18 protein-coding genes are annotated in these 25,197 nt (G+C 71.2%); 5 read left to right on the top strand and 13 right to left on the bottom strand.

Annotation, left to right across the window (positions count from 1 at the left end; genetic code table 11):
* The first annotated feature begins 211 nt into the window (after positions 1 to 211).
* Complete coding sequence (locus ACZ5XZ_RS07750) at positions 212 to 1,195, top strand: FAD-dependent oxidoreductase (RefSeq protein ID WP_468975202.1); 984 nt, start codon at positions 212 to 214, stop codon at positions 1,193 to 1,195.
* A gap of 192 nt (positions 1,196 to 1,387) precedes the next feature.
* Here ACZ5XZ_RS07750 and ACZ5XZ_RS07745 read toward each other — a convergent pair whose 3' ends face one another.
* The 3 genes from ACZ5XZ_RS07745 to ACZ5XZ_RS07735 form a co-directional block, all read right to left on the bottom strand.
* Positions 1,388 to 3,067 (bottom strand): BCCT family transporter, encoded by a 1,680-nt coding sequence (locus ACZ5XZ_RS07745; protein ID WP_468975333.1) that lies wholly within the window; start codon positions 3,065 to 3,067, stop codon positions 1,388 to 1,390.
* Positions 3,068 to 3,146: 79 nt separating this feature from the next.
* Positions 3,147 to 4,493: a M14 family metallopeptidase gene (locus ACZ5XZ_RS07740; protein ID WP_468975200.1), complete on the bottom strand. Its 1,347-nt coding sequence runs from the start codon at positions 4,491 to 4,493 to the stop codon at positions 3,147 to 3,149.
* A gap of 85 nt (positions 4,494 to 4,578) precedes the next feature.
* Complete coding sequence (locus ACZ5XZ_RS07735) at positions 4,579 to 6,516, bottom strand: Xaa-Pro dipeptidyl-peptidase (RefSeq protein ID WP_468975198.1); 1,938 nt, start codon at positions 6,514 to 6,516, stop codon at positions 4,579 to 4,581.
* Between the two features lie 244 nt (positions 6,517 to 6,760).
* Here ACZ5XZ_RS07735 and ACZ5XZ_RS07730 point away from each other — a divergent pair, with 244 nt between their 5' ends.
* Positions 6,761 to 8,257 (top strand): M1 family metallopeptidase, encoded by a 1,497-nt coding sequence (locus tag ACZ5XZ_RS07730; RefSeq protein ID WP_468975197.1) that lies wholly within the window; start codon positions 6,761 to 6,763, stop codon positions 8,255 to 8,257.
* Positions 8,258 to 8,326: 69 nt separating this feature from the next.
* Here the strand turns inward: ACZ5XZ_RS07730 and ACZ5XZ_RS07725 are convergent, their stop codons facing one another.
* The gene (locus ACZ5XZ_RS07725; RefSeq protein WP_468975195.1) at positions 8,327 to 9,178 is read right to left on the bottom strand and encodes an oxygenase MpaB family protein; all 852 of its coding nucleotides are present in this window, start codon (positions 9,176 to 9,178) and stop codon (positions 8,327 to 8,329) included.
* 326 nt (positions 9,179 to 9,504) lie between these two features.
* Here ACZ5XZ_RS07725 and sph point away from each other — a divergent pair, with 326 nt between their 5' ends.
* The gene (sph, locus tag ACZ5XZ_RS07720; protein ID WP_468975193.1) at positions 9,505 to 10,476 is read left to right on the top strand and encodes a sphingomyelin phosphodiesterase; all 972 of its coding nucleotides are present in this window, start codon (positions 9,505 to 9,507) and stop codon (positions 10,474 to 10,476) included.
* A gap of 88 nt (positions 10,477 to 10,564) precedes the next feature.
* On the opposite strand, the gene ACZ5XZ_RS07715 is transcribed toward sph, so the two are convergent.
* Entirely contained in the window at positions 10,565 to 12,025 is a 1,461-nt protein-coding gene (locus ACZ5XZ_RS07715; RefSeq protein ID WP_468975192.1) for an amino acid permease, read from the bottom strand.
* A gap of 133 nt (positions 12,026 to 12,158) precedes the next feature.
* Positions 12,159 to 13,988 carry an AMP-dependent synthetase/ligase gene (locus tag ACZ5XZ_RS07710; RefSeq protein WP_468975190.1) on the bottom strand — a complete coding sequence of 610 codons (1,830 nt, stop codon included), beginning with the start codon at positions 13,986 to 13,988 and terminating at the stop codon, positions 12,159 to 12,161.
* Positions 13,989 to 14,112: 124 nt separating this feature from the next.
* Here ACZ5XZ_RS07710 and ACZ5XZ_RS07705 point away from each other — a divergent pair, with 124 nt between their 5' ends.
* A complete protein-coding gene (locus ACZ5XZ_RS07705; RefSeq protein ID WP_468975189.1) occupies positions 14,113 to 14,880 on the top strand; it encodes a MerR family transcriptional regulator in 768 nt (255 codons plus the stop codon).
* A 34-nt stretch (positions 14,881 to 14,914) separates the two neighbouring features.
* Here ACZ5XZ_RS07705 and ACZ5XZ_RS07700 read toward each other — a convergent pair whose 3' ends face one another.
* The 6 genes from ACZ5XZ_RS07700 to ACZ5XZ_RS07675 all read right to left on the bottom strand — a co-directional run bounded on the left by ACZ5XZ_RS07700 (position 14,915) and on the right by ACZ5XZ_RS07675 (position 22,842).
* On the bottom strand, positions 14,915 to 17,119 hold the full coding sequence (locus ACZ5XZ_RS07700) for a 3-hydroxyacyl-CoA dehydrogenase NAD-binding domain-containing protein (protein WP_468975188.1): 2,205 nt from the start codon (positions 17,117 to 17,119) through the stop codon (positions 14,915 to 14,917).
* 33 nt (positions 17,120 to 17,152) lie between these two features.
* The gene (locus ACZ5XZ_RS07695) at positions 17,153 to 18,367 is read right to left on the bottom strand and encodes an acetyl-CoA C-acetyltransferase (RefSeq protein ID WP_468975187.1); all 1,215 of its coding nucleotides are present in this window, start codon (positions 18,365 to 18,367) and stop codon (positions 17,153 to 17,155) included.
* Between the two features lie 49 nt (positions 18,368 to 18,416).
* Positions 18,417 to 19,559 carry an acyl-CoA dehydrogenase family protein gene (locus ACZ5XZ_RS07690; RefSeq protein ID WP_468975332.1) on the bottom strand — a complete coding sequence of 381 codons (1,143 nt, stop codon included), beginning with the start codon at positions 19,557 to 19,559 and terminating at the stop codon, positions 18,417 to 18,419.
* A gap of 97 nt (positions 19,560 to 19,656) precedes the next feature.
* Complete coding sequence (locus ACZ5XZ_RS07685) at positions 19,657 to 20,850, bottom strand: CaiB/BaiF CoA transferase family protein (protein ID WP_468975185.1); 1,194 nt, start codon at positions 20,848 to 20,850, stop codon at positions 19,657 to 19,659.
* A 177-nt stretch (positions 20,851 to 21,027) separates the two neighbouring features.
* Entirely contained in the window at positions 21,028 to 21,192 is a 165-nt protein-coding gene (locus ACZ5XZ_RS07680; RefSeq protein ID WP_468975184.1) for a hypothetical protein, read from the bottom strand.
* A 138-nt stretch (positions 21,193 to 21,330) separates the two neighbouring features.
* Entirely contained in the window at positions 21,331 to 22,842 is a 1,512-nt protein-coding gene (locus ACZ5XZ_RS07675) for a sialate:H+ symport family MFS transporter (RefSeq protein WP_468975330.1), read from the bottom strand.
* A 325-nt stretch (positions 22,843 to 23,167) separates the two neighbouring features.
* On the opposite strand from ACZ5XZ_RS07675, the gene ACZ5XZ_RS07670 reads away from it, so the two are divergent.
* Positions 23,168 to 24,358 (top strand): saccharopine dehydrogenase family protein, encoded by a 1,191-nt coding sequence (locus ACZ5XZ_RS07670; RefSeq protein ID WP_468975182.1) that lies wholly within the window; start codon positions 23,168 to 23,170, stop codon positions 24,356 to 24,358.
* A 29-nt stretch (positions 24,359 to 24,387) separates the two neighbouring features.
* Here ACZ5XZ_RS07670 and ACZ5XZ_RS07665 read toward each other — a convergent pair whose 3' ends face one another.
* Positions 24,388 to 25,092: an endonuclease V gene (locus tag ACZ5XZ_RS07665; RefSeq protein ID WP_468975180.1), complete on the bottom strand. Its 705-nt coding sequence runs from the start codon at positions 25,090 to 25,092 to the stop codon at positions 24,388 to 24,390.
* Between the last annotated feature and the right edge of the window lie 105 nt (positions 25,093 to 25,197).

Raw genomic sequence — 25,197 nt, 5'->3', positions numbered from 1 at the left:
TCTCCTCAGACGACGGCGTACGGACGGACGACAAGCGGAATCCGAGGGGCGACATCGGCCGACGGTGCTGCCACCAGCCTAAGGTCCGGGTTTGTCCGCGCCACGTCCGGTGGGTTACCGCAAGATCAAGAACGGCGGGCGGGCAGGCGGCCGGTTTCGCCCCGGCGCTCCCCCGTGGGCCCGCTCCAACGGTCCCGCCTACCATCCCGCCATGACGCTCAACACGGATGACGTATGGGTGATCGGCGCGGGCGTGATCGGGCTGACGTCGGCGGTCGCGCTGGCGGAGGACGGGCACCGGGTACAGGTGGTGAGCCGGGACGCGGTGGCCGCCACGACGTCGGCGGTGGCCGGCGGGCTGTGCTGGCCGTATCGCATCCGGCCCCACGAGCGCGCGGTGCGGTGGTCCGTCAGGTCCTTCGAGGTGCTGGCGGAGCTGGCGGGCAGGCCGCAGGAGACCGGTGCCCGGATGGTGACGGGCACGATGGCGGGCGCCTCGACGGACCCGGGCGCCGCCGATGACGGCCTCGCCGCCTGGTACGACGCCGTGCCCGGGTTGCGGCAGGCGGTCGCGGACGAGCTTCCCGAGGGGTGCGCGTCGGGGTGGCGGGCCCGTACGCCGCTCGTCGACATGCCGGCCCATCTGCGCTATCTGGAGCGGAGGTTGGCCGCGGCGGGCGGGGTCGTCGTACGGCGCGAGGTGCGGTCCGTGGACGAGGCGGGCCGGGCGGCGGCCGTGGTCGTCAACTGCTCGGGGCTGGGCGCGCGGAGCCTGGTGGCGGATCGCGAAGTGCACCCTGTGCAGGGGCAGTTGGTGATCGTGGAGAACCCGAGTGTGCGGGAGTGGTTCGTGGCCGCGGACCAGGGAGCGGCTAAGACCGCGTATGCGCTGCCGCAGCCGTACGGGCTGGTGCTGGGCGGTACGGCGCGGGAGAACGCCTGGTCACGGGAGCCCGATCCGGAGGTGGCCGACGCGATCGTGGCGCGCTGCGCGCGGTACGTCCCACAGGTGGCGCGGGCCCGGGTCCTGGCCCACAAGGTGGGGCTGCGCCCGGCCCGGCCGTCCGTGCGCCTGGAGGCGGAGCGGCTGCCCGGCGGAGCGCTGTGCGTGCACAACTACGGGCACGGCGGTGCGGGCGTGACCGTGGCGTGGGGCTGCGCGGACGAGGTGGTGCGGCTGGTGCGGGACGCCTGAGGCGGCCCGGCGGATGAGCGCGGTGGGGACCGGACGGCCTGAGGCGGCCCGGATGCGCGCGGCGGGTTCGGACGGCCTGCGGCCCGTCCGCGGCGCGCGGCCGGAACCGCAGGCCCGGGGCTCCAAGCCCGTGGAGGGCCGGCGGCCTCGGCCACCGGCCCTCCACAAAAGCCCGCAGGCTCGCCGCCGGAGCTAGTCGCCTTCCTTCACCTCGATGGTGGCGCCGCTCGTGCCGCCGCCGGCCCGGATCTGGAACTCGAAGTCCCCGTCGTACCGTTCATGTCCCGCGATGACGGCCATCTCGACGGCCTCCTCGCCCTTCTGGCCCCGCACGATCAGCGGATCGCTGCGCAGGTCCCGCATCAGCGCCCAGCACATGACGATCATCACGAGCAGGAACGGCACCGCGACCAGGATCGTGAGGTTCTGCAGTCCGGTCAGCGCGTCGCCCGAGCCGCCGCCGATCAGCAGCATGATCGCGGCCACCGCGCCGGTCACCACGCCCCAGAACACCACCACGAGCCGGCTCGGTTCGAAGGTTCCCCGCTGCGAGAGGGTGCCCATGACGATGGAGGCGGCATCGGCGCCGGAGACGAAGAAGATGCCGACCAGGATCATGACGAGGATGCTGGTGAGGGTGGCGAGCGGGTACTGGTGCAGCACGTCGAAGAGCTGGCCCTCGGGCGTGCTCGACCCGCTCAGCTGCTTGGAGTCCTGCAGCTTCATGGCCGAGCCGCCGAACACCGCGAACCACAGCAGGCTGACCACGCTCGGTACGAGGATGACCCCGCCGATGAACTGACGGATCGTCCGGCCGCGGCTGATCCGGGCGATGAACATGCCCACGAAGGGCGTCCAGGAGATCCACCACGCCCAGTAGAACACCGTCCAGCTGCGCAGCCAGCCGCCCACGTCGCTGCCGCTGCTGGCCTCCGTACGGCCGGCCAGCTGCGGCAGCTCGCCGAGGAACGAGCTGATGGAGGTCGGCACCAGGTTGAGGATGAGGATGGTCGGTCCGACCACGAAGACGAAGACCGCCAGGATCAGCGCCAGCACCATGTTGATGTTGGACAGCATCTGGACGCCCTTGGCGATGCCGGATACCGCGGACAGGATGAAGGCGATGGTCAGCACGGTGATGATGCCGACCAGCAAGGTGGTGCTGACGCTGTCCATCCAGCCGAGCACCTTGATGCCGCTGCCGATCTGCAGCGCGCCGAGCCCGAGCGAGGCCGCGGAGCCGAAGAGCGTGGCGAAGATGGCCAGGATGTCGATGACCCGGCCACCCCAGCCGCTCGCCCGCCGCTCACCGATCAGTGGGCTGAACACCGCGCTCATCGTCTGCCGCCTCCCCCGCCGGAAGCAGCTGTACGCGATGGCCAGACCCACGACCGCGTAGATGGCCCATGGATGCAGCGTCCAGTGGAACAGCGTGGTGGCCATCGCCGTGTCCATCGCCTGGGCGGCGTCCTTGGGATCGGTGCCCGGTGGTGGAGTGGTGAAGTGGCCCAGCGGCTCACTGACGCCGTAGAACATCAGGCCGATGCCCATGCCGGCGCTGAACATCATCGCGATCCACGACACCGTGCGGAATTCGGGCTCCTCGCCCTCCTTGCCGAGGGTGATCCGGCCGTACTTGCTGACGGCCAGCCAGATCGCGAAGATCACGAAGCCGGAGGCGGAGAGCACGAAGGCCCAGCCGCCGTTGTCGATCACCCAGTTCAGCATCGTGGTCGACACGTTCTTGAGCGATGTGGTGGAGGTCGCTCCCCAGGCGATGAACGCCAGGGTGAGCAGCGAGGTCACACCGAAGACCACCCGGTCGGTGTGCGGGCGCCCGGTCCGCAGCGGGTCGTCGGGGAGGTCCGCCACCGATGACGCGCCACCCCCGTCTCCCGTCCCCTTGTCTGCGTTCGACACGTAGTCAACCTTTCAATAGCCCATATTTTCCTTACCCGTTACCCCCTACCACACCTCGGCAGACGTCCAGGGGCGTCGCGACCGTAAGGTGATAATCGGCCCGCCGGTCCAGCAGCAGCGGGACGAGGCCGCGCAGCGACTGGCGCAGCGGGACGACCGCGCCGCCGTCCCGGTCCCGCCGGTAGGCCACGCCGTGCAGGTCCAGCTCGTCCTTGATCCCGGCGAACTGGGCGGCGTCCAGGCGGTAGGCGCAGGGCGGATCGGACAGGATCTTGTCGTCGGGGGCGGGTTCGTTGTCCGCGCCGCCGAGGTAGACCGGGCCGTGGTCGGCCCAGCCGGCGAGCCGGGCCGCGGCGGTGGCCGCCTCGACGCGGGCACGGTGCCGGTCGGCGAAGGTGAAAAGGCCCTTCAGAGCGGCCCGTTGGGATCCGACCCGGCGTCGGTTGTTGAGCGCGGGGTCGGCCTTCTCGGCGTCCGTGAGGGGGTCCACACGGTTCTCGACGAGCAGCCCGACCGAGCCCTTCACGCCTGCGGTGTTGCGCAGAATGCGCTCCTGGCCGTCGCCCGCGACCTGCTGGACGGGGTCGCCGGTCTCCGGGTCGGTCCAGATGCCGTAGACGCCGGTGCTGAATCCGGCCTTGCGGACGGCGGGCCCGAGGAAGTCGGTGAAGAGCGAGGTGGCTTCGCGGTGCACCGCGTCCGAGGTGTTGAGGTTGCGCGGCCACAGCGACAGCACGTCCTTCATGTAGTACGGGACGGTGGGGCCGTACTCGTGCAGGTCGTAGATGGTGTCGGGGCGGTGGTCGCGGATGACCGCGGCCATCGCCCGGGCCTCGGCGGTGCGCAGGGCGAGGTGGTCGCGGTTGATGTCCACCCCGTCGGAGTTGCCGCGGGTGTCGGCGGCCCGGCCGTCGGGGTTGGCGGTCGGTACGACCAGCACGGTGGTGCGCTCCAGGAAACGCCGGGTCGCCCGGTCCTTGGCGTAGGCCAGGTCGCGGACGGTGGTGAGGCAGGCCTCGCGGCCGGAGGGCTCGTCGCCGTGCTGGGAGCAGATCAGCAGGACGGAGTTGCCGCGCCGTACCTCCGCCGGGCGCCCGGGGGCCGGGGCGCCGATGCGTATCAGCTGCAGCGGGCGGCCCTGCCGGGTGCTGCCGATCCGTTCGATCCGTACGCGCGCGGTGGCGCGGTCGACGGTGGCGAGGAACTCCTGCTCCTCGTGCTGACTGGTCCAGCGGGCGCCATGGCTGGTTTCGAATCCCGTACGGGGCGCCCGGGGGCCGGTCGCGCCGGCGGGCGAGGCCGACAGGGTCGCGCTGAGCGCGGCGGTCAGCGCGAGGGCCAGGGGCCCGAGGGCCAGGCGGCGGGAGCGGAGTATCACGAGGGGGTGCCTCCCTTGGCGGAGCGGTGGGGGGTGGGGGTGCGGTGGGGGTCGGGCCGGGCCGCCCGCTGCGGGGCGGCCCCGGTCATCCGGCGTTCGGCAGCCGGCTGATCGAGTGCGGCGGGGCGATCCCGTCATGCGGTCCCGCGCTGTCCGTCTGCCGGGGCGCGCCCCCGGTGGCCCGTGCGAAGGCCGGGGCGCCGCCGGTCAGCGGCAGTTCGGCGAAGGTGCGGGCCACATCGAGGGTGAGCCGCGGCCGGGAGGAGGGCGGGTCGATCAGGCCGGCGTCGGTCCCGGCCACGATCAGCGCGAGCCGGTGTCCGGCGGGCACGATGTGATCACTGGCGGCCAGGTCCAGGGTGAGGGTGTAGGGCTTGCCGGGGGTGAGCGGGCGGCCCTTGTGCGGGTCGGCGTAGTTGCCGAGGTCGGCCCAGCCGCGGCTGAAGACCGTGTGCGCGACCTGCCGGGTGTCGGCGGCGGTCTCCTTGAAGCAGCCGGTGTCGCCCTTGGTCCCCTCGCCCCAGCAGGTGCGCCGGTCGAGGGTGGTGATGCCCTCGCCCTCGTCCGCGTAGTCGCGGATGGTGTCGGGGCCGAGGTCCACCAGGACGGCGGAGAGGTGGGCGGTCGTGGTGCTGGGCGTGGCGGTCACGGTCACCGTGCCGGAGCCGGACAGCCGCAGCGGTGCGCGCAGCGGCGGTGTGGTGAACCCGGCCTTGGCCGCGGTGGGTTCGTCGATGTGGGCGGCCCAGTCGGCCTCGCTCAGCCGCGGGTCGTCGGTGAGGGTCTCGGTCGTGCCCGGCGGGGCCTGCTCGGTGCCGAGGACGCCGACGCCGGGGGCGCTGCCGCCGCGCGGCCACACCTTGGTGGCGGCGGTGCCGGAGGCGGGCCACCGCGGGTCGGTGGTCCAGCTGCCCGGCGAGCGTTCGATATCGGCCATCGGGGCGCGGTCGATGCCGTTGTCGTAGCCCATCAAATAGTGGTCGAACCAGTGGTGCAGGGCCGTGACCCAGTCCGCACGCCGGAAGTCGAAGGGGTCGACGTGCCCGGTCTGGGAGAGCCAGATCTTGCGCTCCACGCCGTGCCGGGCGAGCGCGTCCCACCACTGGCCGACGTTGCGGGTACGGACGTTGAGGTCCTGCATGCCGTGGACCAGGAAGACGCTGGCCCGGACCTTGCTCGCGCCCCGGACGTAGTCCCGTTCGGTCCACAGACCACTCCAGTCGCCACTGCGCGGCGCGCCCTCGACGAGCTTGCGCTGTACGGCGGCGCAGCCTCTTTGCGCGTCGGGGCTCTCGACCCGGTGCGCGAGGGTGTCCGGGCCCGAGTCGTAGAGCGGGGCGCCCTTGGCGAAGTAGTAGTCGTACCAGGAGGAGATGCCGGCGATCGGGACGATGGTCTTCAGGCCCTTGACGCCGGTGGCCGCGACGCCGCTGGCGATGGTGGCGTCCCAGCTCTTGCCGATCATGCCGGTGCTGCCGTTGGACCAGTCGGCCGTGACGGGTCTGCCTCCGGTGCGGGCGGTGTAGGCGCGGCCCCGGCCGCCCAGCCAGTCGACGACGGCCCTGGCCGACTGGATGTCGTGGCGGCCGCCCACGTCGACGCAGCCGTCCGACCGGCTGGTGCCCGCCAGGTCGACCAGGACCGTCGCATAGCCGCGCGGCACGAAGTAGTTGTCGTAGTAGAGCGGGAACCGGACCGGCCGGCCCTGCTCGTCGTAGGTCTTCTTCTGGCTCTCGTTGCCGCGTCCGCAGCAGGAGTAGTACGGACTGGCGTCCATGATCACGGGTACCCGGCGGCCCTGCCGGGCGGGTTCGGCGGGCCGCACGATGTCGACGGCGACGCGGTCGGTGCGCCCGTCCTCGTCGCCGTCGAGCCCGGTGTCGACCCAGACCGATGCGCGTATCGCGCGGTCGTAGGAGTACACGGGTCTGCTCTCGCCGGGCGCCGCCTGCGCGGTGGCCGGCCCGATCAGGGCGGACAGCAGGGCGACGACGGCCGCCAGCACGAGCGCTGTGAAGGGCATGCGGGGGAACCGCGCAGGATTCGTCACGGGCGGACGGTAGCGCGGCGCAACTCGCCGGCGTAAGAGCACGGGTGACAGCGGCGGCGTGGTCGGTGACGGATGTGGTCCCGGTGGCGCGAAGGACCACCGGGGCAGATGGTGGTTCATGTCGGTCATGTGTCAGATCGGGCCATGTACATGACGTCGGCCCGGAGGACTGCATAAGGTCTGAAGCGAGCCATCCCCCCTACGAGTTGGAGGACTCGTGCGTCACAGACTCCTCGTCCCGGGCGCGGCCGCGCTCAGCCTGCTGCTGGCGATCCCGGCATCGGCGGCCAGCTTCTCGCCCGGCGCTCCCGGTGTGGGCGACACCTACTACCCCGAGAGCGGAAACGGCGGATACGACGTTTCCCACTACGACCTGCGACTCAAGTACCAGCCGAAGACGGACCTGCTGGAGGGCACGGCGACGCTGCTCGCCAAGACCACCCAGGACCTCTCCCGCTTCAACCTGGACTTCGGCCTGAAGGTCAGCGAGATCCGGGTCAACGGCAAGAAGGCCGCCTTCGCCACGTCCGGCAAGCACGAGCTGGAGGTCACCCCGGCCACGCCGCTGGAGAAGGGCAGGCAGATCAGCGTCGTGGTCCGCTACGCGGGCAAGCCCTCCGAGCTGAAGATAGACGGCTACTCCGCCTGGGCCCGTACGCCCGACGGCGGTGTGGTGGCGCAGGAGCCGGACGCCGCCGTGTGGTGGTACCCGAGCAACGACCACCCGACCGACAAGGCCACCTACGACATCTCGGTGGCGGTCCCGGACGGCACCCAGGCCCTGAGCAACGGCGTACTGGCCTCGCAGTCCTCCAAGCTCGGCTGGACGCGCTACAACTGGCGCTCGGACAAGCCGCAGGCGACGTACCTGACGACGCTGGCCGTCGGCAAGTTCGACATCACCACCGACAAGACCGCGAACGGCCTGCCGGTGATCAACGCCGTCAGCAAGGACCTCGGCGCCAACGAGGGCTCGGCGAAGGCCAGCATCGAGCGCACCACCGAGATCACCGAGTGGCTGGAGAGCGTCTTCGGCCCCTACCCGTTCAACGCGGTCGGCGGCTACGTCCCCAACGTGCCGGCCGGGTACGCCCTGGAGACCCAGACCCGCCCCTTCTACGGCAAGAAGGCCTTCGACCGCGGCACGAACGTCTCGGTCGTGGTGCATGAGCTGGCCCACCAGTGGTACGGCGACAACGTCTCGCTCAAGGACTGGAAGGACATCTGGATCAACGAGGGCTTCGCCGCCTACAGCCAGTGGCTGTGGTCGGAGAAGGAGGGCGAGGGCACCGCTCAGGAGCTGGCGGACTACGTCTACGCCCAGCACCCGGCCGACGACCCGTTCTGGAAGGTCAAGCCGGGCAACCCGGGCGCGGAGAACCAGTTCGACGGCGCCGTCTACGACCGCGGCGCGCTGACCCTCCAGGCGCTCCGCAACAAGGTCGGCGACAAGGTCTTCTTCGGCATCCTCAAGTCCTGGCAGACCGAGCACACGTACGGCAACGCCTCGGTGGCGGACTTTGTGAAGTTCGCCGAGGAGAAGTCCGGCAAGCAGCTGGCCGACTTCTTCGACACCTGGCTGTTCCAGCCGCAGAAGCCGGCGGCGGGCGCGGCCAAGCGGACGTTCGGCGCGCAGCGGGGGCCGGTCGCCCAGCCCAAGTCGTGGAAGCAGATCGCGGCCACGCATGACGTGCACGGGGTGCACGGCCACTGATCCGGTGGACGGGTGAACCATCCGGAGCCGGGCGGCGGGTATCCCGCCCCCGGCTCCGTTCGTGCGCGGCTACTTCCGTGCCGCCCGGCGGGCCCGGCGCGCGATCGGCATGAAGCGCAGCCGCTCCGGCAGGGCCGGGACCACCGCGCGCACCACCCGGCCGAAGCGGCGCAGCCGGCGCTCCTGCGCATCGGTCCACTCCAGGCCGATGGCCTGCCGGGCATCCGGCGGCATCAGCCCGATCGTGACGAACCTCCGGAAGCGGGCGAACCGCGGGCACAGCCACGGCCAAGTCAGCCGGAGCAGCAGCCGCAGCCAGCGCGGACCGCGGTCGGGGACCGGCAGTTGCGGGTCGGTCGCGATCAACTCCCGTACCACCACGGTCGCTTCGAGGTCGTTGTCGAGGACCTTGCGGTAGTACGGCCAGAACTCCTCGATGGTCTGGGGCATATCGCGGTCGTGGATACCCAGGATCCGGCCGACCTGGAGCCACTCCGCGTAGAGCCGGCGCTCCTGCGCCTCGGTGAAGGGGCGGCCGAGGTAGCGCTGGGCGTGCCGGAACACGGGGTAGCCGGTGGCGTGCACCCAGGCGTAGTAGGCGGGGGTCAGCGCGTGGTACCTGCGGCCGTGGGCGTCGGTGCCCTGGATGGTCCGGTGCAGCCGCCGCAGCCGCCGCCCCTCCTCGGCCGCGCCCTCGCCGCCGTACACCCACAGCTGCAGCGAGGTCAGCGAGCGCTCGCCGCGGCCCCACGGGTCGGTGCGGAAGACGGAGTGGTCGTCCACGCCGGCGCCCACCGCCGGGTGTGCGACCTGCATCGCCAGCGCCGGCGGCAGGGTGAGCAGCATGCGGATGTCCCCGACCATCGACCAGAGCACACCTCCGACCGGCGGGGGCTTTGGGTATGTTTCCACCGTATTCATGGCATTAATCATCATACGGCGGCTCCCGGTGGCCCGCGGGTACGGGGGCCCACTCCTGGCCGGCGCGTGTTCCGGCCCGCCGCAGTGCCGCCGGCGCCGCGACCCCGCCACCGGGCCACCCGCGGCCGCTCCGCCCGGCTCGCCCGACCCGCCCCGCTACCGGCCCGGAACCGGCCGCCTTCCCGCGCGGACGCGGGCAGTCATGTGCTTCGTGCGGTAAATCCCGTTCCCCTCCATCTCGTTGCCCCCGGATGGTTACCTCGAAGTAACCCCAGCTGATTTGATGTGCGTCGCCGGAACTCACCCCCACCCCACAGGGAGTCCCCGTGTCGCCTTCTCCGCTGCGCGTGTCCCGGGCCGCCGCGGCAGCCGCCGCCCTGGCCGCCGTCACCCTCGCCGCCGCGTCCCCCAGTTCGGCCGCCACCGCCCCTCATCTGAAGGTACTCACCTACAACGCCTTCCTCATGAGCAAGAACCTCTACCCCAACTGGGGCCAGGACCACCGCGCGCAGGCGATCGCGGACGCGGACTTCTTCCAGGGCCACGATGTCGTCGTTCTCCAGGAGGCGTTCGACAACTCCTCCTCCGACGCCCTGAAGTCCCGGGCCGCGGCGCAGTACCCGCACCAGACCCCGGTGGTGGGCCGCAGCAAGAACGGCTGGGACGCCACCGGCGGCGCCTACTCGGCCACCACCCCGGAGGACGGCGGGGTGACGCTGCTGAGCAAGTGGCCGGTCCTGCGCAAGGAGCAGTACATCTACAAGGACGCCTGCGGCTCGGACTCCCTCTCCAACAAGGGCTTCGTCTACGCCGTACTGGACGTCGACGGCGCCAGGGTGCATGTCGTCGGCACCCACACCCAGTCCACCGACTCGGGCTGCGGCGCGGGGGAGGCGGCCGCGGACCGCGCCAAGCAGCTCAAGGAGGTGGACGCCTTCCTGGACGCCAAGCACATCCCGGCGGACGAGGAGGTCATGGTCGCCGGCGATCTGAACGTCGACTCGCACAGCGACGAGTACCAGGCGCTGCTCGGCAACGGCGACCTGGCCCCCGCCGACAGCCGCACCGGCCACCCGTACTCCTTCGACACCCAGGACAACTCCATCGCGAAGTACCGCTACCCGGACGACCCCCGCGAGGACCTGGACTACGTCCTGCACCGCAACGGCCACGCCCGGCCCGCCGGATGGCAGAACGAGGTGGTCAAGGAGGAGTCGGCACCCTGGACGGTCTCCAGCTGGGGCAAGGACTACACGTACACCAACCTCTCCGACCACTACCCGGTGATCGGCGGCTGACCGGCGGCCGAACAGCGCGAGGGCGGTCGCAGAGGCCTCTCGACCTCTGCGACCGCCCTCGATTCCTCGGGTGTCCGCTACCGCGCGGCTACTTCGCCAGCTCGCGCTCCTCGGCGATCCGGGCCACCCGGCCGCGGACCGCGAACCAGCCGCCGACCAGCGCGGCGCCGATGACCGGGATCAGCAGCACGGTCTGCCGGCCGACACCGCCGTCGAACCACATCAGCACGATGACGCCGACCAGGAACACGATGGTCGCGATGTCGGTGACCGGCGTGCCCGGCAGCCGGAAGCGCGGGCGCTCGACCAGACCGGCCTTGGCGCGGCGCACGAACACCATGTGGCAGATCATGATCGTGCACCAGGTGCTGACGATGCCCAGCGCCGCGATGTTGATCACGATCTCGAACGCCTGGCCCGGCAGCCAGTAGTTGAGCCCGACACCGAGCACACACACCGCGGAGGTGAGCATGATGCCGCCGTACGGCACCTGGTTGCGGTTCATCAGGCCGGCGAACTTCGGCGCGGAGCCCGCCATCGACATCGAGCGCAGAATGCGGCCGGTCGAGTAGAGCCCGGAGTTCAGGCTGGACATCGCCGCGGTCAGCACGACCAGGTTCATCACATCGCCCGCCGCCGGAACACCGACGTTGGACAGCACCGTGACAAAGGGGCTCTCGCTGCCGGTGTACTTGTTCCACGGCAGCAGCATCGCGAGCAGCACCACGGAGCCGACGTAGAAGATGCCCACCCGCCACATGATCGAGTTGACGGCCTTCGGCACGACCTTCTGCGGGTCCGCGGTCTCACCCGCGGTGACACCGACCAGCTCGACCGCGGAGTAGGCGAAGACGACACCTTGCAGCACGATCACCACGGGGAGCAGGCCGGTCGGGAAGAGGCCTCCGTTGTCGGTGATCAGACTCAGCCCTGGTGTGTGGCCGTCGACCGGGTGCTGGGTGGCCAGCAGGAAGATGCCGATGAACATGAAGACGACCAGCGCGGCGACCTTGATGATCGCGAACCAGAACTCCAGCTCACCGAAGATCTTCACCGAGATCAGGTTCACCGACAGGACCACCGCCAGGGCGATGAGCGCCATCACCCACTGGGGGATGTCGGTGAACATGCTCCAGTAGTGGGTGTAGAGGGCGATCGCGGTGATGTCGGCGATACCGGTCGTCGACCAGTTGACGACGTACATCCAGCCGGCGACGTAGGCGCCCTTCTCCCCCAGGAACTCACGGGCGTAGGAGACGAACGAACCGGACGAGGGGCGGTGCACCACCAGCTCGCCCAGAGCCCGTACGACGAAGAAGGCGAAGAGGCCACAGACGGCGTAGGCGACGGCCAGTGCGGGGCCCGCGGAGTGCAGCCGACCGCCGGCACCCAGGAAAAGGCCGGTTCCGATCGCCCCACCGATGGCGATCATGTTGATGTGCCGGCCCTTGAGGCCCTTGCTGTAGCCCGCGTCGCCCGCATCCTGCTGCGCGGCGCTCCCCCCGTCAGGTGACCTGTGGGCTGTCTCGGTGACGGTTTCTGTGCTCACTGCTGGTGAATCTCGCTTTCGGGCAGGCGTCGCCTAGTGGGGCAGGCGCTCGAGCGATGGCCGGATCCCGCGGATCGCGCGGCGGCCGACGGCACACCTTCCCTGAAGAGCGGCCCCCCGTCTGTGGGCAAGATCACAGCGTGTATAGGCCATCCAAGATTTGTCCATATTTGGCGGCAATTATCCGGCGACGCAATTTCAAGGAGGGCGTCAGTTCACCCGATTCCGGACCCCATTCCTCACTCAGCAGCGAAAACTTCTTGACCTGTTCCGTTCGGTTCAGGCGCGAATTCGCCGCCGCGACGGCCCGCTCGACCTCCGCCCGTACCTCCGGATGCCCGGCCAGCTCCCGCAGCGTCCCCCCGATGCCGCGCCGCGCCGCCCAGGCCGGGGCCAGCTCGCCGTCCAGGACCAGCAGCGCGACCAGATAGGACCGGCCGTCGCCGTGCACCAGCGCCTGCCCGATGAGCGGATGCTCCTTGAGGCGGTTCTCCACCAGCGCGGGCGAGACGTTCTTGCCCGTCGAGGTCACGATCATTTCCTTCTTGCGGTCGGTCAGCCAGAGGAAGCCGTCCTCGTCGACCCGGCCGATGTCACCCGTCGCGAACCAGCCATCGGCGTCGGCCGCCGGCTCCACCGATCCGTCGGCCCGCAGATACCCCTCGCACACCGTGCGGCCCCGGACCTCGATCTCCCCGTCCTCGGCCGTACGCACCTGGACGCCGTCGATCGGACGGCCGACCGAACCCAGCCGGAACGCACCGGGGCCGTTCGCCGTGCACACCCCCGCCGTCTCGGTCAGCCCCCAGGCGTCCATGATCACCACGCCCAGGCCGGCCCAGAACCGCACCACGTCCGGGGGCATCGGCGCGGAGGCGCTCGCCGTCCACACCAGGCGATCGAAGCCGGCCTGCGCCAGCAGCGGATCGAGCACCTCGGCCTTCGCCCTGCCGTACGCCTTCGCCAGCTCCTCGCCAGGGCGCTCGCCCCGCTCCCGGCAGTCGACATACGCCCGGGCGCACTCGCCGGCCGCCGCCACCGCCGCCCGCCGCTCCTCGGGGAGCAGCGCGAGGACGGCCCGCACCGACGCCGCCAGCTTCTCCCACACCCGCGGCACCCCGAAGAACTCCGCCGGACGCAGCTCGCGCGCGGTCCGGGCGACCGCCGCCGGATCCGCGCACAGATAGACGTGCGCGGCCCGGAAGACCGGCAGATAGATGCCCAGCATCCGCTCGGCGATATGCGCGAAGGGGAGATAGCACAGGTGCTCGGCGTGATCGGGCAGCTCCACCACCGCGTCCAGGGCCACCGCGTTGAGCAGCACATTGCGGTGGCTGACCAGCACGCCCTTGGGGTCGCCGGTGGTGCCGGAGGTGTAGACGACGGTCAGGGGGTCGCCCGCCCGCACCTGCCGCCGGCCCTCCTCGAACGCCTCGGGGTCGTACCGCTCGGCGCCCCGCCCGGCCAGCGCCGCGAAGCTCTCATGCCGGCCGTCACCGGCGGCCTGTCCCGGCTCGACGATCACCAGCCGCTCCAGTCGGGTGGCGGCATCGTCGAGCAGCGGCTCCCAGCGCCCGAGCTCGCGGGGGCCTTCCAGGACGGCGAAGCGGGCCCTGCTGTGCCGGGCGATATGGGCGATTTGTTCGGGCGCGGCGGTGCCGTACACCGTCACCGGGATCGCTCCGAGGTGCACCAGGGCGAGGTCGCTGAGCCAGTGCTCGGGGCGGTTGCCCATCATGAGCAGCACGATCTCCCCGCCGCGTACGCCGAGCGAGCGGTATCCGGCGGCCAGCTCCGCGACCCGCCGGCGCGTCTCGGCCCAGCTCAGCGTGTGCCAGCCGGCGCCTTCGGCACGGCGCCAGGAGAGCGCCGGCAGCTCGCCGTGGTCCTCGGCGTTGCGCAACAGCAGTGCGGGGAGGGTGAGTTCGTCGGGTGCACCGGGCATGCGCAGGATCGTGGTCAACGCGGCCTCCTGAGGATGTGGGCCTGTTCTGCGGGCCGAACCGCGGCGCCGACTGCGGACGCGACGCGGTCGGGAAGGTTCCAGAAGGTTTCACAAGAGTGGTGAGACAGCAATACTGTTGAACATGATGGAGTCCGCCACCGGTCTGACCGTCGACGAACTGGCCGCCCGTGCCGGAGTGACGGTCCGCACGATCCGCTTCTACAGCACCCGCGGTCTGCTGCCGCCGCCGGAGCTCGGTCCGCGCCGGGTCGGCCGCTACGGCCCCGACCACCTCTCACGGCTCGCGCTCATCGAGGAACTCCAGCACCAGGGCCTGACGCTCTCCGCGATCGAACGCTATCTGGCGCAGCTGCCGCCCGACCTGAGCGCCCAGGACCTGGCCATCCACCGTGCGCTGGTGGCGAGTTGGGTCCCGGACAAGGCCGAGGACGCCACCCGGGAGCAGCTGGAGCGCCGGGTCGGCCGGCAGCTGACCGAGGAGGACCTGGACCGGCTGGCGGCGATGAGCGTGCTCGTACGGACCGAGGACCCGAAGGTCTTCCGGGTCGATCCCGGTCTGCTGCACCTGGGCACCCGGCTGCTGGACGTGCCGATCGCGCTGGAGACCATCCTCGCGGCGCGCACCGTCGTCATCGAGCACACCCGCTCGGCGGCCCGCGAGCTGAGCCGGCTGTTCAAGGACGAGGTATGGGAGCCGTACCGGGACGGCGGGCCGGACGAGGAGGAGATGGCGCGGATGAAGTCGCTCTCCGCCCATATGCAGCCGATGGTGGTGCAGGCACTGGTCACCGCCTTCCAGCGGTCGATGAAACAGGAGCTGCGGGAGTGGTTCGGCAAGGAGGGCGAGGCGAGCCGGCGGGAGGGCGGTCCGCAGGCACCGCCGGAGTGACGGGGCGGGCCGGCGTGGCCCGCCCCGTGCGCCGTCAGTCGCTGAACTTCTCGCCCTTCTCGGCCTTCTCGACCAGCAGCGGCGAGGGCGCGAACCGGTCGCCGTAGGCCGCCTGCAGTTCGCGGGCGCGGGCCACGAACCCGGGCAGGCCGACGCGTTCCTCCCGCCCCGGACCACCCTGGTATCCGTTGATGTACTGGATCACGCCGCCGGTCCAGCCGGGGAAGCCGATGCCGAAGATGGAGCCGATGTTGGCGTCGGCGACGGAGGTGAGCACGCCCTCCTCGAAGCAGCGGACGGTGTCCAGCGCCTCGGCGAAGAGCATCCGCTCCTGCATGTCGATGAAGGGGATACCGGCCCCCTCCTCGGCGAAGTGCTCGCGCAGTCCGGGCCACAGGCCCGCGCGCCGGCCGTCCTCGCCGTACTCGTAGAAGCCGGCGCCGCCACTGCGACCGGGACGCCCGAACTCGTCGACCATCCGGTCGATGACCTCGTCGGCCGGGTGCGGCTGCCAGGTGCCGCCGGACTCCTCGACCGCCCGCCTGGTCTCCTGGCGGATCTTCCGCGGCAGGGTGAGGGTCAGCTCGTCCATCAGGGACAGCACCTTGGCCGGGTAGCCGGCCTGGGCGGCGGCCTGCTCGACGGAGGCCGGGTCGAGACCCTCGCCGACCATCGCCACGCCCTCGTTGATGAAGTGGCCGATCACACGGGAGGTGAAGAAGCCGCGCGAGTCGTTGACCACGATCGGGGTCTTCTTGATCTGGCGGACCAGGTCGAAGGCGCGGGCCAGCGCCTCGTCGCCGGTCCGCTCACCCTTGATGATCTCCACCAGCGGCATCTTGTCGACCGGCGAGAAGAAGTGCAGCCCGATGAAGTCCTGGTCGCGCTCGACCCCCTCGGCCAGCAGCGTGATGGGCAGCGTGGAGGTGTTGGAGCACAGCAGGGCGTCGGGCGCGACGATGTGCTGGATCTCCTTGAACACCTTGTGCTTGAGACCGACGTCCTCGAAGACCGCCTCGATGACGGCGTCACAGCCCGCGAGGTCGGCCGGCTCCGCGGTGGGCGTGATGCGTGCCAGCAGCTCGTCGCGCTGCCGCTCGGTCGTACGGCCCCGGGAGAGCGCCTTGGCGAGCAGCCCCTCCGCGTACGCCTTGCCCTTCTCGGCCGCCTCCAGGGAGACGTCCTTGAGGACGACCTGCATCCCGGCCCTGGCGCAGGAGTACGCGATGCCCGCGCCCATCATGCCGGCGCCGAGGACCGCGACCTTCTCCACCTTGCGGGGCGCGATGTCCTTGGGCCGGTTGGCGCCCGAGTTGACGGCCTGCAGGTCGAAGAAGAAGGCCTGGATCATGTTCTTGGAGATCTGGCCGGTCACCAGCTCGACGAAGTACCGCGCCTCGATGGTCTGCGCGGTCTCGAAGTCGACCTGGGAACCCTCCACGGCCGCGGCGAGGATGTTGCGCGGGGCGGGGTACGGCGCGCCGCCCAGCTGCTTCTTGAGGTTCGCGGGGAACGCCGGGAGGTTGGCCGCGAACTTCGGCTGGGCGGGCGTGCCGCCGGGGATGCGGTAGCCCTTGACGTCCCAGGGCTGCTGGGACTCGGGGTGCTCCTCGACGAAGGCGCGGGCCTTGGCGAGCAGTTCCTCGGGGGTGGCCGCGACCTCGTGGATCAGCCCGGCTTCCTTGGCGCGGGTGGCGTTGTACTGCGTGCCCTGCAGCAGCACCTTCAGCAGCGCGTCGGCGATGCCGAGCAGCCGGACCGTACGGGTGACGCCGCCGCCGGCCGGCAGCAGGCCGAGGGTGACCTCGGGCAGACCGATCTTGGTGCCGGGGGTGTCGAGGGCGATGCGGTGGTGGCAGGCGAGCGCGATCTCGTAGCCGCCGCCCAGCGCCGCGCCGTTGATGGCGGCGACGACGGGCTTGCCGAGCGTCTCGATACGGCGCAGATCGCGCTTGATGCCGTTGCCCGCCTCGAAGGCCTGCTGCGCCTGGGCGGGCGTGACGGCGATCAGGTCGCGCAGGTCGCCGCCGGCGAAGAAGGTCTTCTTCGCGGACGTGAAGATGATGCCGCGGATGCTGTCCTTCTCGGCCTCCAGGCGGTCGGCGACCGCGGTGAGGGAGGCCTTGAAGGCGTTGTTCATGGTGTTGGCGGACTGGTCGGGGTCGTCCAGGACCAGCGTGACGATGCCGGTCTCGTCCTGTTCCCAGCGGATGGTCGACAAAGCGGCGGATTCACTCATGGTGCGTACTCCGTAGTGGGGTGGGACGAGGGGTCAGAGGCGCTCGATGACGGTGGCGACGCCCATGCCGCCGCCGACGCAGAGGGTGGCCAGGCCGTAGCGCTTGTCCTGCCGCTCCAGCTCGTCGATCAGGGTGCCCAGGATCATCGCGCCGGTGGCGCCGAGGGGGTGGCCCAGGGCGATGGCGCCGCCGTTGACGTTGACCTTGTCCAGGCTGAGGCCCATGTCCTTGACGAAGCGCAGCACCACGGCGGCGAAGGCCTCGTTGATCTCGACCAGGTCGATGTCGTCGACGGTCAGGCCGGCCTTGGCCAGGGCCTTGCGGCTGGCGGGTGCGGGGCCGGTGAGCATGATCGTCGGCTCGGAGCCGGAGACCGCGGCGGAGATGATGCGGGCCCGGGGAGTCAGGCCGTAGCGCTCGCCGACCTCCTTGGAGCCGATGGCGACCAGGGCCGCGCCGTCCACGATGCCGGAGGAGTTGCCGGCGTGGTGGACATGGTCGATCTTCTCGACCCAGTGGTACTTCTGCAGGGCGACGGCGTCGAAGCCGCCGGCGTCGCCGATGGCGGCGAAGGACGGCTTGAGGCCGGCGAGCGAGTCGGCGGTGGTGCCGGGGCGGATGTGCTCGTCGTGGTCGAGGACGATCAGGCCGTTGCGGTCGCGCACCGGGACGACGGAGCGCTCGAAGCGGCCGTCCTTCCAGGCCTCGGCGGCGCGCTCCTGCGACAGCGCGGCGAACTCGTCGACATCGCGCCGGCCGTAGCCCTCGATGGTGGCGATGAGGTCGGCGCTGATGCCCTGGGGGACGAAGCCGGTGTCGAAGTTGGTCATCGGGTCGGCGAACCAGGCGCCGCCGTCGGAGGCCATCGGGACCCGCGACATGGACTCCACGCCGCCGGCCAGAACCAGGTCCTCCCAGCCCGAACGCACCTTGGCCGCGGCCATGTTGACGGCCTCCAGACCGGAGGCACAGAAGCGGTTCTCCTGGACGCCGGCGACGGTGTCGGGCAGTCCGGCGGCGATCGCGGCGATCCGGGCGATGTCGGAGCCCTGGTCGCCGACCGGTCCGACGACGCCGAGCACGATGTCGTCGATGGCGGCCGGGTCGAGTCCGGGGAAGCGGCGGCGCACTTCGTGGATCAGGCCGACGACCAGGTCGATCGGCTTGGTGCCGTGCAGTGCGCCATTGGCCTTGCCGCGGCCGCGCGGGGTGCGGATCGCGTCGTAAACATACGCTTCGGTACTCACTGGGTAAGCGCCTTTCGGGAGGACACAGCGGGAGGTCACAGCAGGAGGGTCAGCCGAGCAGGGAGCGACCGATGATCTCCTTCATGATCTCGGTCGTCCCGCCGTAGATGGTCTGGATGCGGCCGTCGGTGAAGGCCTTGGCGACGCGGTACTCGGTCATATAGCCGTATCCGCCGTGGAGTTGGAGACAGCGGTCGGCAACGCGCTTCTGGAGTTCGGTGGCCCACCACTTGGCCATGGAGGCGTGCACGGCATCGAGCGTGCCGTCCGAGTGATCGGCGATGCAGCGGTCGAGGAAGGCGCGGGTGACGGCGCACTCCGTGGCCATCTCGGCGATTTCGAAGCGGATGTGCTGGAGCTTGGCCAGCGGCCGGCCGAACGCCTCGCGTTCCTTGACGTACTGCGTGGTGATCTCCAGCAGATGCTCGGCGCCGGCGATCCCGGCGACGGCTATGCCCATGCGCTCCTGCGCGAGGTTGGTCATCAGGTGGACGAACGCGCCGTTCAGCTCACCGAGCAGGTTCTCCTTGGGTACCCGTACGTCGTCAAAGAACAGCTCGGCGGTGTCCTGGGACTTCTGGCCGATCTTGTCGAGGTTGCGGCCGCGCTCGAAACCGTCCATGCCGCGCTCGACGACGAGCAGCGACAGCCCGTGGGCACCGCCCTCCGGCGTGGTCTTGGCGACGACGATGACGAGGTCGGCGAGGATGCCGTTGGAGATGAAGGTCTTGGACCCGTTCAGCAGCCAGTGGTCGCCCCGGTCCTCGGCGGTGGTGCGGATGCCCTGCAGGTCGGAGCCGGCACCGGGCTCGGTCATGGCGATGGCGGTGATGATCTCGCCGCTGCAGAAGCCGGGCAGCCAGCGGCGCTTCTGCTCGTCGGTGGCGAGGGAGGTCAGATAGGGGCCGATGATGTCGTTGTGCAGCCCCAGCGCGAGCCCGGCGGCCCCGGCGCGGGTGAACTCCTCGGCGAGGACGGCGCTGTAGCGGAAGTCGGCGTTGCCCCCGCCGCCGTACTCCTCGGGCACCGCCAGGCCCAGCAGCCCCTGCCGCCCGGCCGCCCGCCAGGCGTCCCGGCTGACGATGCCGTCCTTCTCCCACTGCTCGTAATACGGCGTCACCTCCTTGGCGAGGAAGGTGCGCACGGTCTCGCGGAAGGCCTCGTGCTCGGCGGTGAAGAGGCGGCGCTTCATCTGGGCGTTCATCTCTGCGGGCCCTCCTCAGAGCCAGTTCCTGACGGTTCGGTCGGCTTGGCGGGCTGTGGTCCCACCGGGTGGACGTCGAGCCTCGTCACGCCGTCGTCCCGGAGCGCCGTGGTCCGCTCGCGGACGTATCCGGGGTGCCGGCCCGGCCGGCCGGCGGCGGGGCGAGGAGGCTGGGGGCCTGCCAGTCGCGGGCGACTCCTTCGGTGTCCGCGCCGGGCCGGGCGGGCGGTCTGCGTACCGTGCCCGGGGTGTGCGAGAAGCGGGGCGCCGGTGCGGGCTGGGTGATCCCGCCGTGGTCGACGAAGGTGCCGCGGGCGGCGAGGTGCGGATGCTGCGGGGCCTCGCGCAGCGAGAGCACGGGCGCCACGCAGGCGTCGGACTCCTGGAAGACCGCGGTCCACTCCTGCCGCGTACGGGTCTTGAAGCGGGCGGCGATGGCGGTGCGCAGCTCGCCCCAGGCGGCGAGGTCGTCCCGGCCGGGTGCCTCCTGCTCGATCCCCAACAGCCGGATGAACTCGCCGTAGAACCGCTGCTCCAGCGCACCGACCGCCATATAGCCGCCGTCGGCGGTTTCGTAGGCGCCGTAGAAGGGCGTCCCGCCGTCCAGGAGGTTCGCACCGCGCCGGTCCTGCCAGCCGCCGGCCGCCAGCATGCCGTGGATCATGGCCGTCAGATGGGCCGTGCCGTCGACGATCGCGGCGTCCACGACCTGGCCCTTTCCGCCGTCGGAGCGGGCGTGCTGCAGGGCGGCGAGGACACCGATGACGAGGTAGAGCGAGCCGCCCGCGTAGTCGCCGAGGAGGTTGGCGGGGATGGCGGGCGGGCCGTCGGGCGGGCCGATCATGCCCAGGGCGCCGGTGATGGCGATATAGCCGATGTCGTGTCCCGCGGTGTCGGCCAGCGGGCCCTGCTGTCCCCAGCCGGTCATCCGTCCGTAGACCAGCCGGGGGTTGCGCGCGAGGCACTCCTGAGGGCCCACGCCGAGCCGCTCGGCCACTCCGGGGCGGTACCCCTCCACCAGCACATCGGCGCGCTCGGCCAGCTCCAGTACCTGCGCCACTCCCTCGGGTGTCTTCAGGTCCACCAGCACCGAGCGCTTGTTGCGGTTGGTGACGTCGTACGCCGGATCGATGCGCAGGCCCGCACCTCCCGGCCGGTCGACGCGGACGACGTCGGCGCCGAGGTCGGCCAGCAGCATGGCCGCGAACGGGCCGGGGCCGATGCCCGCGAGTTCGACCACCCGCACCCCGCTCAGCGGGCCGTTGTCCGGCTCTGTCATCGCGCCCCATGCCCTTCCGCACTGTGACACTTCTGATGTAACACTCGTGATGTTAAGAACGTGTTCCACTTTCCACAAGCCCCCGCACCAAGTGGTACGCGCCAAAAAGGCCCGCGCCGGCGATGCTCAACTGCCATCGCCGCCACGGGCCTTTGCGCGCCTACTGCCGCTGCGCCGCTATCCCCCGTCGAGCCCGGCGATGAGCTTCGCCGGGGCTATGCCGCGCAAGGGCTCCGCGGCCCCGTCGCAGAGCATCCCGGCGAGCCCGAGCCCGATTCCGGGCCCGATTCCGAGTCCGAGCACGCGCTCCCGCGCCGCCGCCGGATCCGCCGCCTTCGCCATGCGCTCCTCCACGTCCGTTCCCCCGTTCGGCACCGCGCCTGTCGCGCGCGGGCCGACCCACGCATCCCACGCTAACGGCGAGCACTGACAACGGCCCGCGCAGCGCCGGACACCCGGCCGACGGAGGGACGAACGGCGTCAGGCCGAGTCGTTCGACACCTCCCCGGCGGCGGAACCGTCCGGCGCCCCCGGCACGACGGCCTTCGCTTCGTCGGCCTCCGGCACGAGGTGATCATCGGGTGCCTGACGGTCCACCAGCCTTCCGAGGCGCTGGGGGACGTTGCCGCCCACCAGGAGGATGACGACGAGCGTCAGCCCGAAGGTGAGCACGGCGAGCGCCTGCCCCAGGGGCATGCCCTCGGCCAGATGGGCGCCGAGAACGGGGGCGACCGCTCCGCCCAGCGCCCCGACGTTGTAGACGAAGCCCAGCGACGCGGCGCGGCGCGCGGTCGGGAAGTGGCCGGCGAGGTACTTCGGCAGGATGCCGGAGATGCCCTGGCTGAGCGCGAGCAGCACGAACAGCAGCACGCCGAGCGCCGGCAGGCTGTCGTGCACCGCGAAGACCGGGAAGACGAAGGCGAGCGAGGCCAGCAGTGTGCCCGCATAGGCGCGCCGGGTGCCGCACCGGTCACCGACGAAGCCGGCCAGCCAGCAGCCCGCCATGGTGCCGAAGCCGGCGTAGAACATCACGTCGGTGACCTGGTCGGGGCGGTATCCGAGGCCGGTCTTGAGGTAGGTGGGCAGCAGGGCCTGGATGGGCCAGCTGTAGAGGAAGGCGCAGAACACCGTCGCCGTCAGGGACACGTACAGCAGCCATCCCCGGCGGCCGCCGAGCTGCGCGGCGAAGGCGATCAGGCAGAGCGTCGCGACGCCCGCCAGCCAGGGGCGCGCCCCCGCCCCGACGGGTGTGAAGACGCAGAACAGCGCGACCGAGGCACCCGCCGCGAGGGCCGCGTTGGCCCACGACCGGATGCGGCCGGTGAACAACGGCCGGAACGGGTTCGGACGCTCCTGCGCCGAGCGTCCCGTAGTGGCACCGATCTCCCTCTTCCAGTCCCCGGCCTCCGGCAGCGACCGGCGCACCCACAGGGCGACGAGGACGGGCAGCACGCCGATCCAGAACATCCAGCGCCAGCCCCAGTGGGGAACCACCCACTGGTACAGCTCGGCCGCGAGGACGGTCCCGCCCGCGTAGCCGGAGATCAGGAACCCGGAGGCGCGGTTGCGCCATCGGGTGGGCCAGCTCTCCAGCACATAGGTCACGCTGGCGCTGTACTCCCCCGCCATGCCCAGGCCGATCACCAGCCGGGCGACGAACAGGCTGGTGTATCCCCAGGCGAACCCGCAGGCGAAGGTGCCGAGCGAGTAGAGCAGGATGCTGGCGATCATGGCGGTCCTGCGGCCGTGGCGGTCGCCCAGCGCCCCCAGGACGGCACCGCCCAGCCATCGGGTGATGAAGGCCCCCGAAATCAGCGAGGCGGCGGTGGCGGTGCTCAGACGGAAGTCCTCGGCGATCTCGGTCAGCACCAGGGTGATGAGCACGAAGTCGAAACCGTCGAGGAGGTAGCCGATCCAGGCGCCGGCCATCGCCTTCCACTGCCGCGGGGTGACCTCCCGGTACCAGCTCCGTGCGTTGTCCGGTGTCTCCATGGGGCGCTTGGTCACGGCAAATCGGCCTCCTCCAGCAGTCGTGCAACGACCGAAGAGCAGCCACCGCAGGCGGCGACGAGCGCACCACACCGGCGAACCATGACCGGCGATCCAGACATGGGACGTCCCATGTCATCGACGCTCACGGCGAATCTGGCGCGACCACGACGCCCTGTCAAGACCGCACGCCGGCCCCTGCCCGCCACCGGAGGACCAAGGCGGCGGAGGGGGCCAATGGGTGGTACCGGACCGATCGTTGACGCGTCGACGGCAACTGCCTAGGGTCCCGGACACCATGTCAACAGGGCGGTCGAGAGGATGCGGGATGCGACGGCAGGACACCTCCGGACGGGCGTATGACCTCGTTCTCTACGGCGCGACCGGCTTCACCGGCGCACTCACCGCCGCGTATCTGGCCGGGCACGCCCCCAAGAACTGCCGCTGGGCGCTGGCCGGACGCAACCTCGCCAAACTGGAGCAACTGCGCGACCGGCTGGCGGAGATCGACCCGGCCTGCTCCGACCTGCCGCTGCTGCGGGCCGACAGCGGCGACCCGGACGCCCTGCGCGCCCTCGCCGCCGGCACCCGGGTGCTGGCCACGACGGTCGGCCCGTATCTGATCCACGGCGAAGGGCTGGTCGCCGCCTGCGCGGCCGCCGGCACCGACTATCTCGACCTGTGCGGAGAGCCCGAGTTCATCGACCGGATGTATGTGCGGCACGATGCGGCGGCCCGCGCCTCGGGCGCCCGCCTGGTCCACGCCAGCGGGTTCGACTCCGTTCCGCACGACCTGGGAGTGCACTACACGGTGGGTCTGCTCCCTGAGGGCGTCCCGCTGCGCATCGACGGCTTCGTACGCACCAACGCCACGTTCTCCGGCGGCACGCTGTCCTCCACGCTGACCGCCGTGTCGCGCCCGGTCGCGATGGCGCGGGCCGCCCGCGCCAGGCAGCGGGTCGAGCCGCGACCGGCCGGGCGCACGGTCCGGGCGCCTTTCGGGGCGCCGGTCAAGAGCGCCGAGACGGGAACCTGGGGTGTGCCGCTGCCGACCCTCGACCCGCAGGTCATCGCCCGCTCGGCCGCCGCGCTGGACCGCTACGGGCCCGACTTCCGCTACCGCCACTACGCCGGCGTACGGCGGCTGCCGATCGCCGTCGGCGGGGCACTGGGAATGGGCGCCCTGTGCGCGCTCGCGCAGCTGCCGCCCGCACGGCGCTGGCTGTCGGGCCGTCTGGAGCCGGGCGACGGTCCGAGCCCGGAGCGCCGCGCGCGCAGCTGGTTCACGGTGCGCTTCGTCGCCTCCGGCGGCGGCGAGCGCCTGATCACCGAGGTGTCGGGCGGTGACCCCGGCTACGACGAGACGGCGAAGATGCTCGCCGAATCGGCGCTGAGCCTGGCCTTCGACGAACTCCCGGAGACCGCGGGCCAGGTGACGACCGCGGTGGCCATGGGGGACGCGCTGACGACCCGCCTCCAGAAGGCGGGCCTCACGTTCCGCGTGGTCCAGGAGCGATGACCCGGCGCCCGAGCCCGGCAGCGCCGTCGTCAGGCGCCGGCCAGCGCCCTGCGGCACAGTGCGTCGGCGGCCCGGGTCGTCTCCGGGAGCCGGTATGCCGCCGCCAGCCGGAGCGTGTGCGCGCAGGCCCGGTCGAGGTCCACGCGGTGCCCCACGGAGACGAAGACCGGTTTGACGCCCTTTTGGGTGCGCAGGGCACGTCCGACCTCCTCGTCGCCATCCAGGAGCGGAGAGGTCGTGCCGCGCTCGGGCCCCGGAGGCTCGTACCGGAAGGTGAAGGGATTCTTGGCCACACCGATCGTGGGCAGCCCGGTCAGCACGCCCAAGTGGCTGGCGAGCCCGAAGCGGCGCGGATGCGCCAGCCCGTATCCATCGCACACCACGAGGTCGGGAACCCGGGCGAGGCCGGCGAGGGCGTCGAGCACGGTCGGGATCTCGCGGAATGCCAGCAGCCCCGGGATGTACGGGAAGGAGACCTGCCCGACGGCGGTGGCCTCGTCGACGACGGCGAGGGTATGGGCGTCCAGCGCGACGGCGGCCGCGGCGACCACGTTGCGCTCGTCGTCGTAGGCGACGTCCACCCCGACCACGGTCCCCTCGAAGCCCGGCTCGGGCCCGGACTCGTCGAGCCGTACGTGGGACCGCAACCGGTCCTGGACCGCGCGTGCCTGGGCCTCGTCGGTCGGCCAGTGCCGCCGTTCCTCGTCGCAGGAGATCGTTCGGGAAGTGTCCATGGTGTCCGCCACGCTACCGAACGGCCGATCGAGCGATGATCGGGCCGATGCCCTGTCAGTGGGGCTCGGTACCGTGATGAGTGTGCACCCGGCGGGCTGCCCCGG

This window comes from Streptomyces sp. NPDC033270 (assembly GCF_055576575.1).
This window is presented reverse-complemented; position numbering and strand designations above follow the sequence as displayed.

Coding starts and splice junctions, on each gene's coding strand:
- ACZ5XZ_RS07750 (WP_468975202.1), top strand. CDS start 212: ATGACGCTCAACACGGATGACGTATGGGTGATCGGCGCGGGCGTGATC.
- ACZ5XZ_RS07735 (WP_468975198.1), bottom strand. CDS start 6,516: ATGCCCTTCACAGCGCTCGTGCTGGCGGCCGTCGTCGCCCTGCTGTCC.
- ACZ5XZ_RS07725 (WP_468975195.1), bottom strand. CDS start 9,178: ATGAATACGGTGGAAACATACCCAAAGCCCCCGCCGGTCGGAGGTGTG.
- ACZ5XZ_RS07705 (WP_468975189.1), top strand. CDS start 14,113: ATGATGGAGTCCGCCACCGGTCTGACCGTCGACGAACTGGCCGCCCGT.
- ACZ5XZ_RS07700 (WP_468975188.1), bottom strand. CDS start 17,119: ATGAGTGAATCCGCCGCTTTGTCGACCATCCGCTGGGAACAGGACGAG.
- ACZ5XZ_RS07690 (WP_468975332.1), bottom strand. CDS start 19,559: ATGAAGCGCCGCCTCTTCACCGCCGAGCACGAGGCCTTCCGCGAGACC.
- ACZ5XZ_RS07685 (WP_468975185.1), bottom strand. CDS start 20,850: ATGACAGAGCCGGACAACGGCCCGCTGAGCGGGGTGCGGGTGGTCGAA.
- ACZ5XZ_RS07680 (WP_468975184.1), bottom strand. CDS start 21,192: ATGGCGAAGGCGGCGGATCCGGCGGCGGCGCGGGAGCGCGTGCTCGGA.
- ACZ5XZ_RS07675 (WP_468975330.1), bottom strand. CDS start 22,842: ATGGAGACACCGGACAACGCACGGAGCTGGTACCGGGAGGTCACCCCG.
- ACZ5XZ_RS07670 (WP_468975182.1), top strand. CDS start 23,168: ATGCGACGGCAGGACACCTCCGGACGGGCGTATGACCTCGTTCTCTAC.
- ACZ5XZ_RS07665 (WP_468975180.1), bottom strand. CDS start 25,092: ATGGACACTTCCCGAACGATCTCCTGCGACGAGGAACGGCGGCACTGG.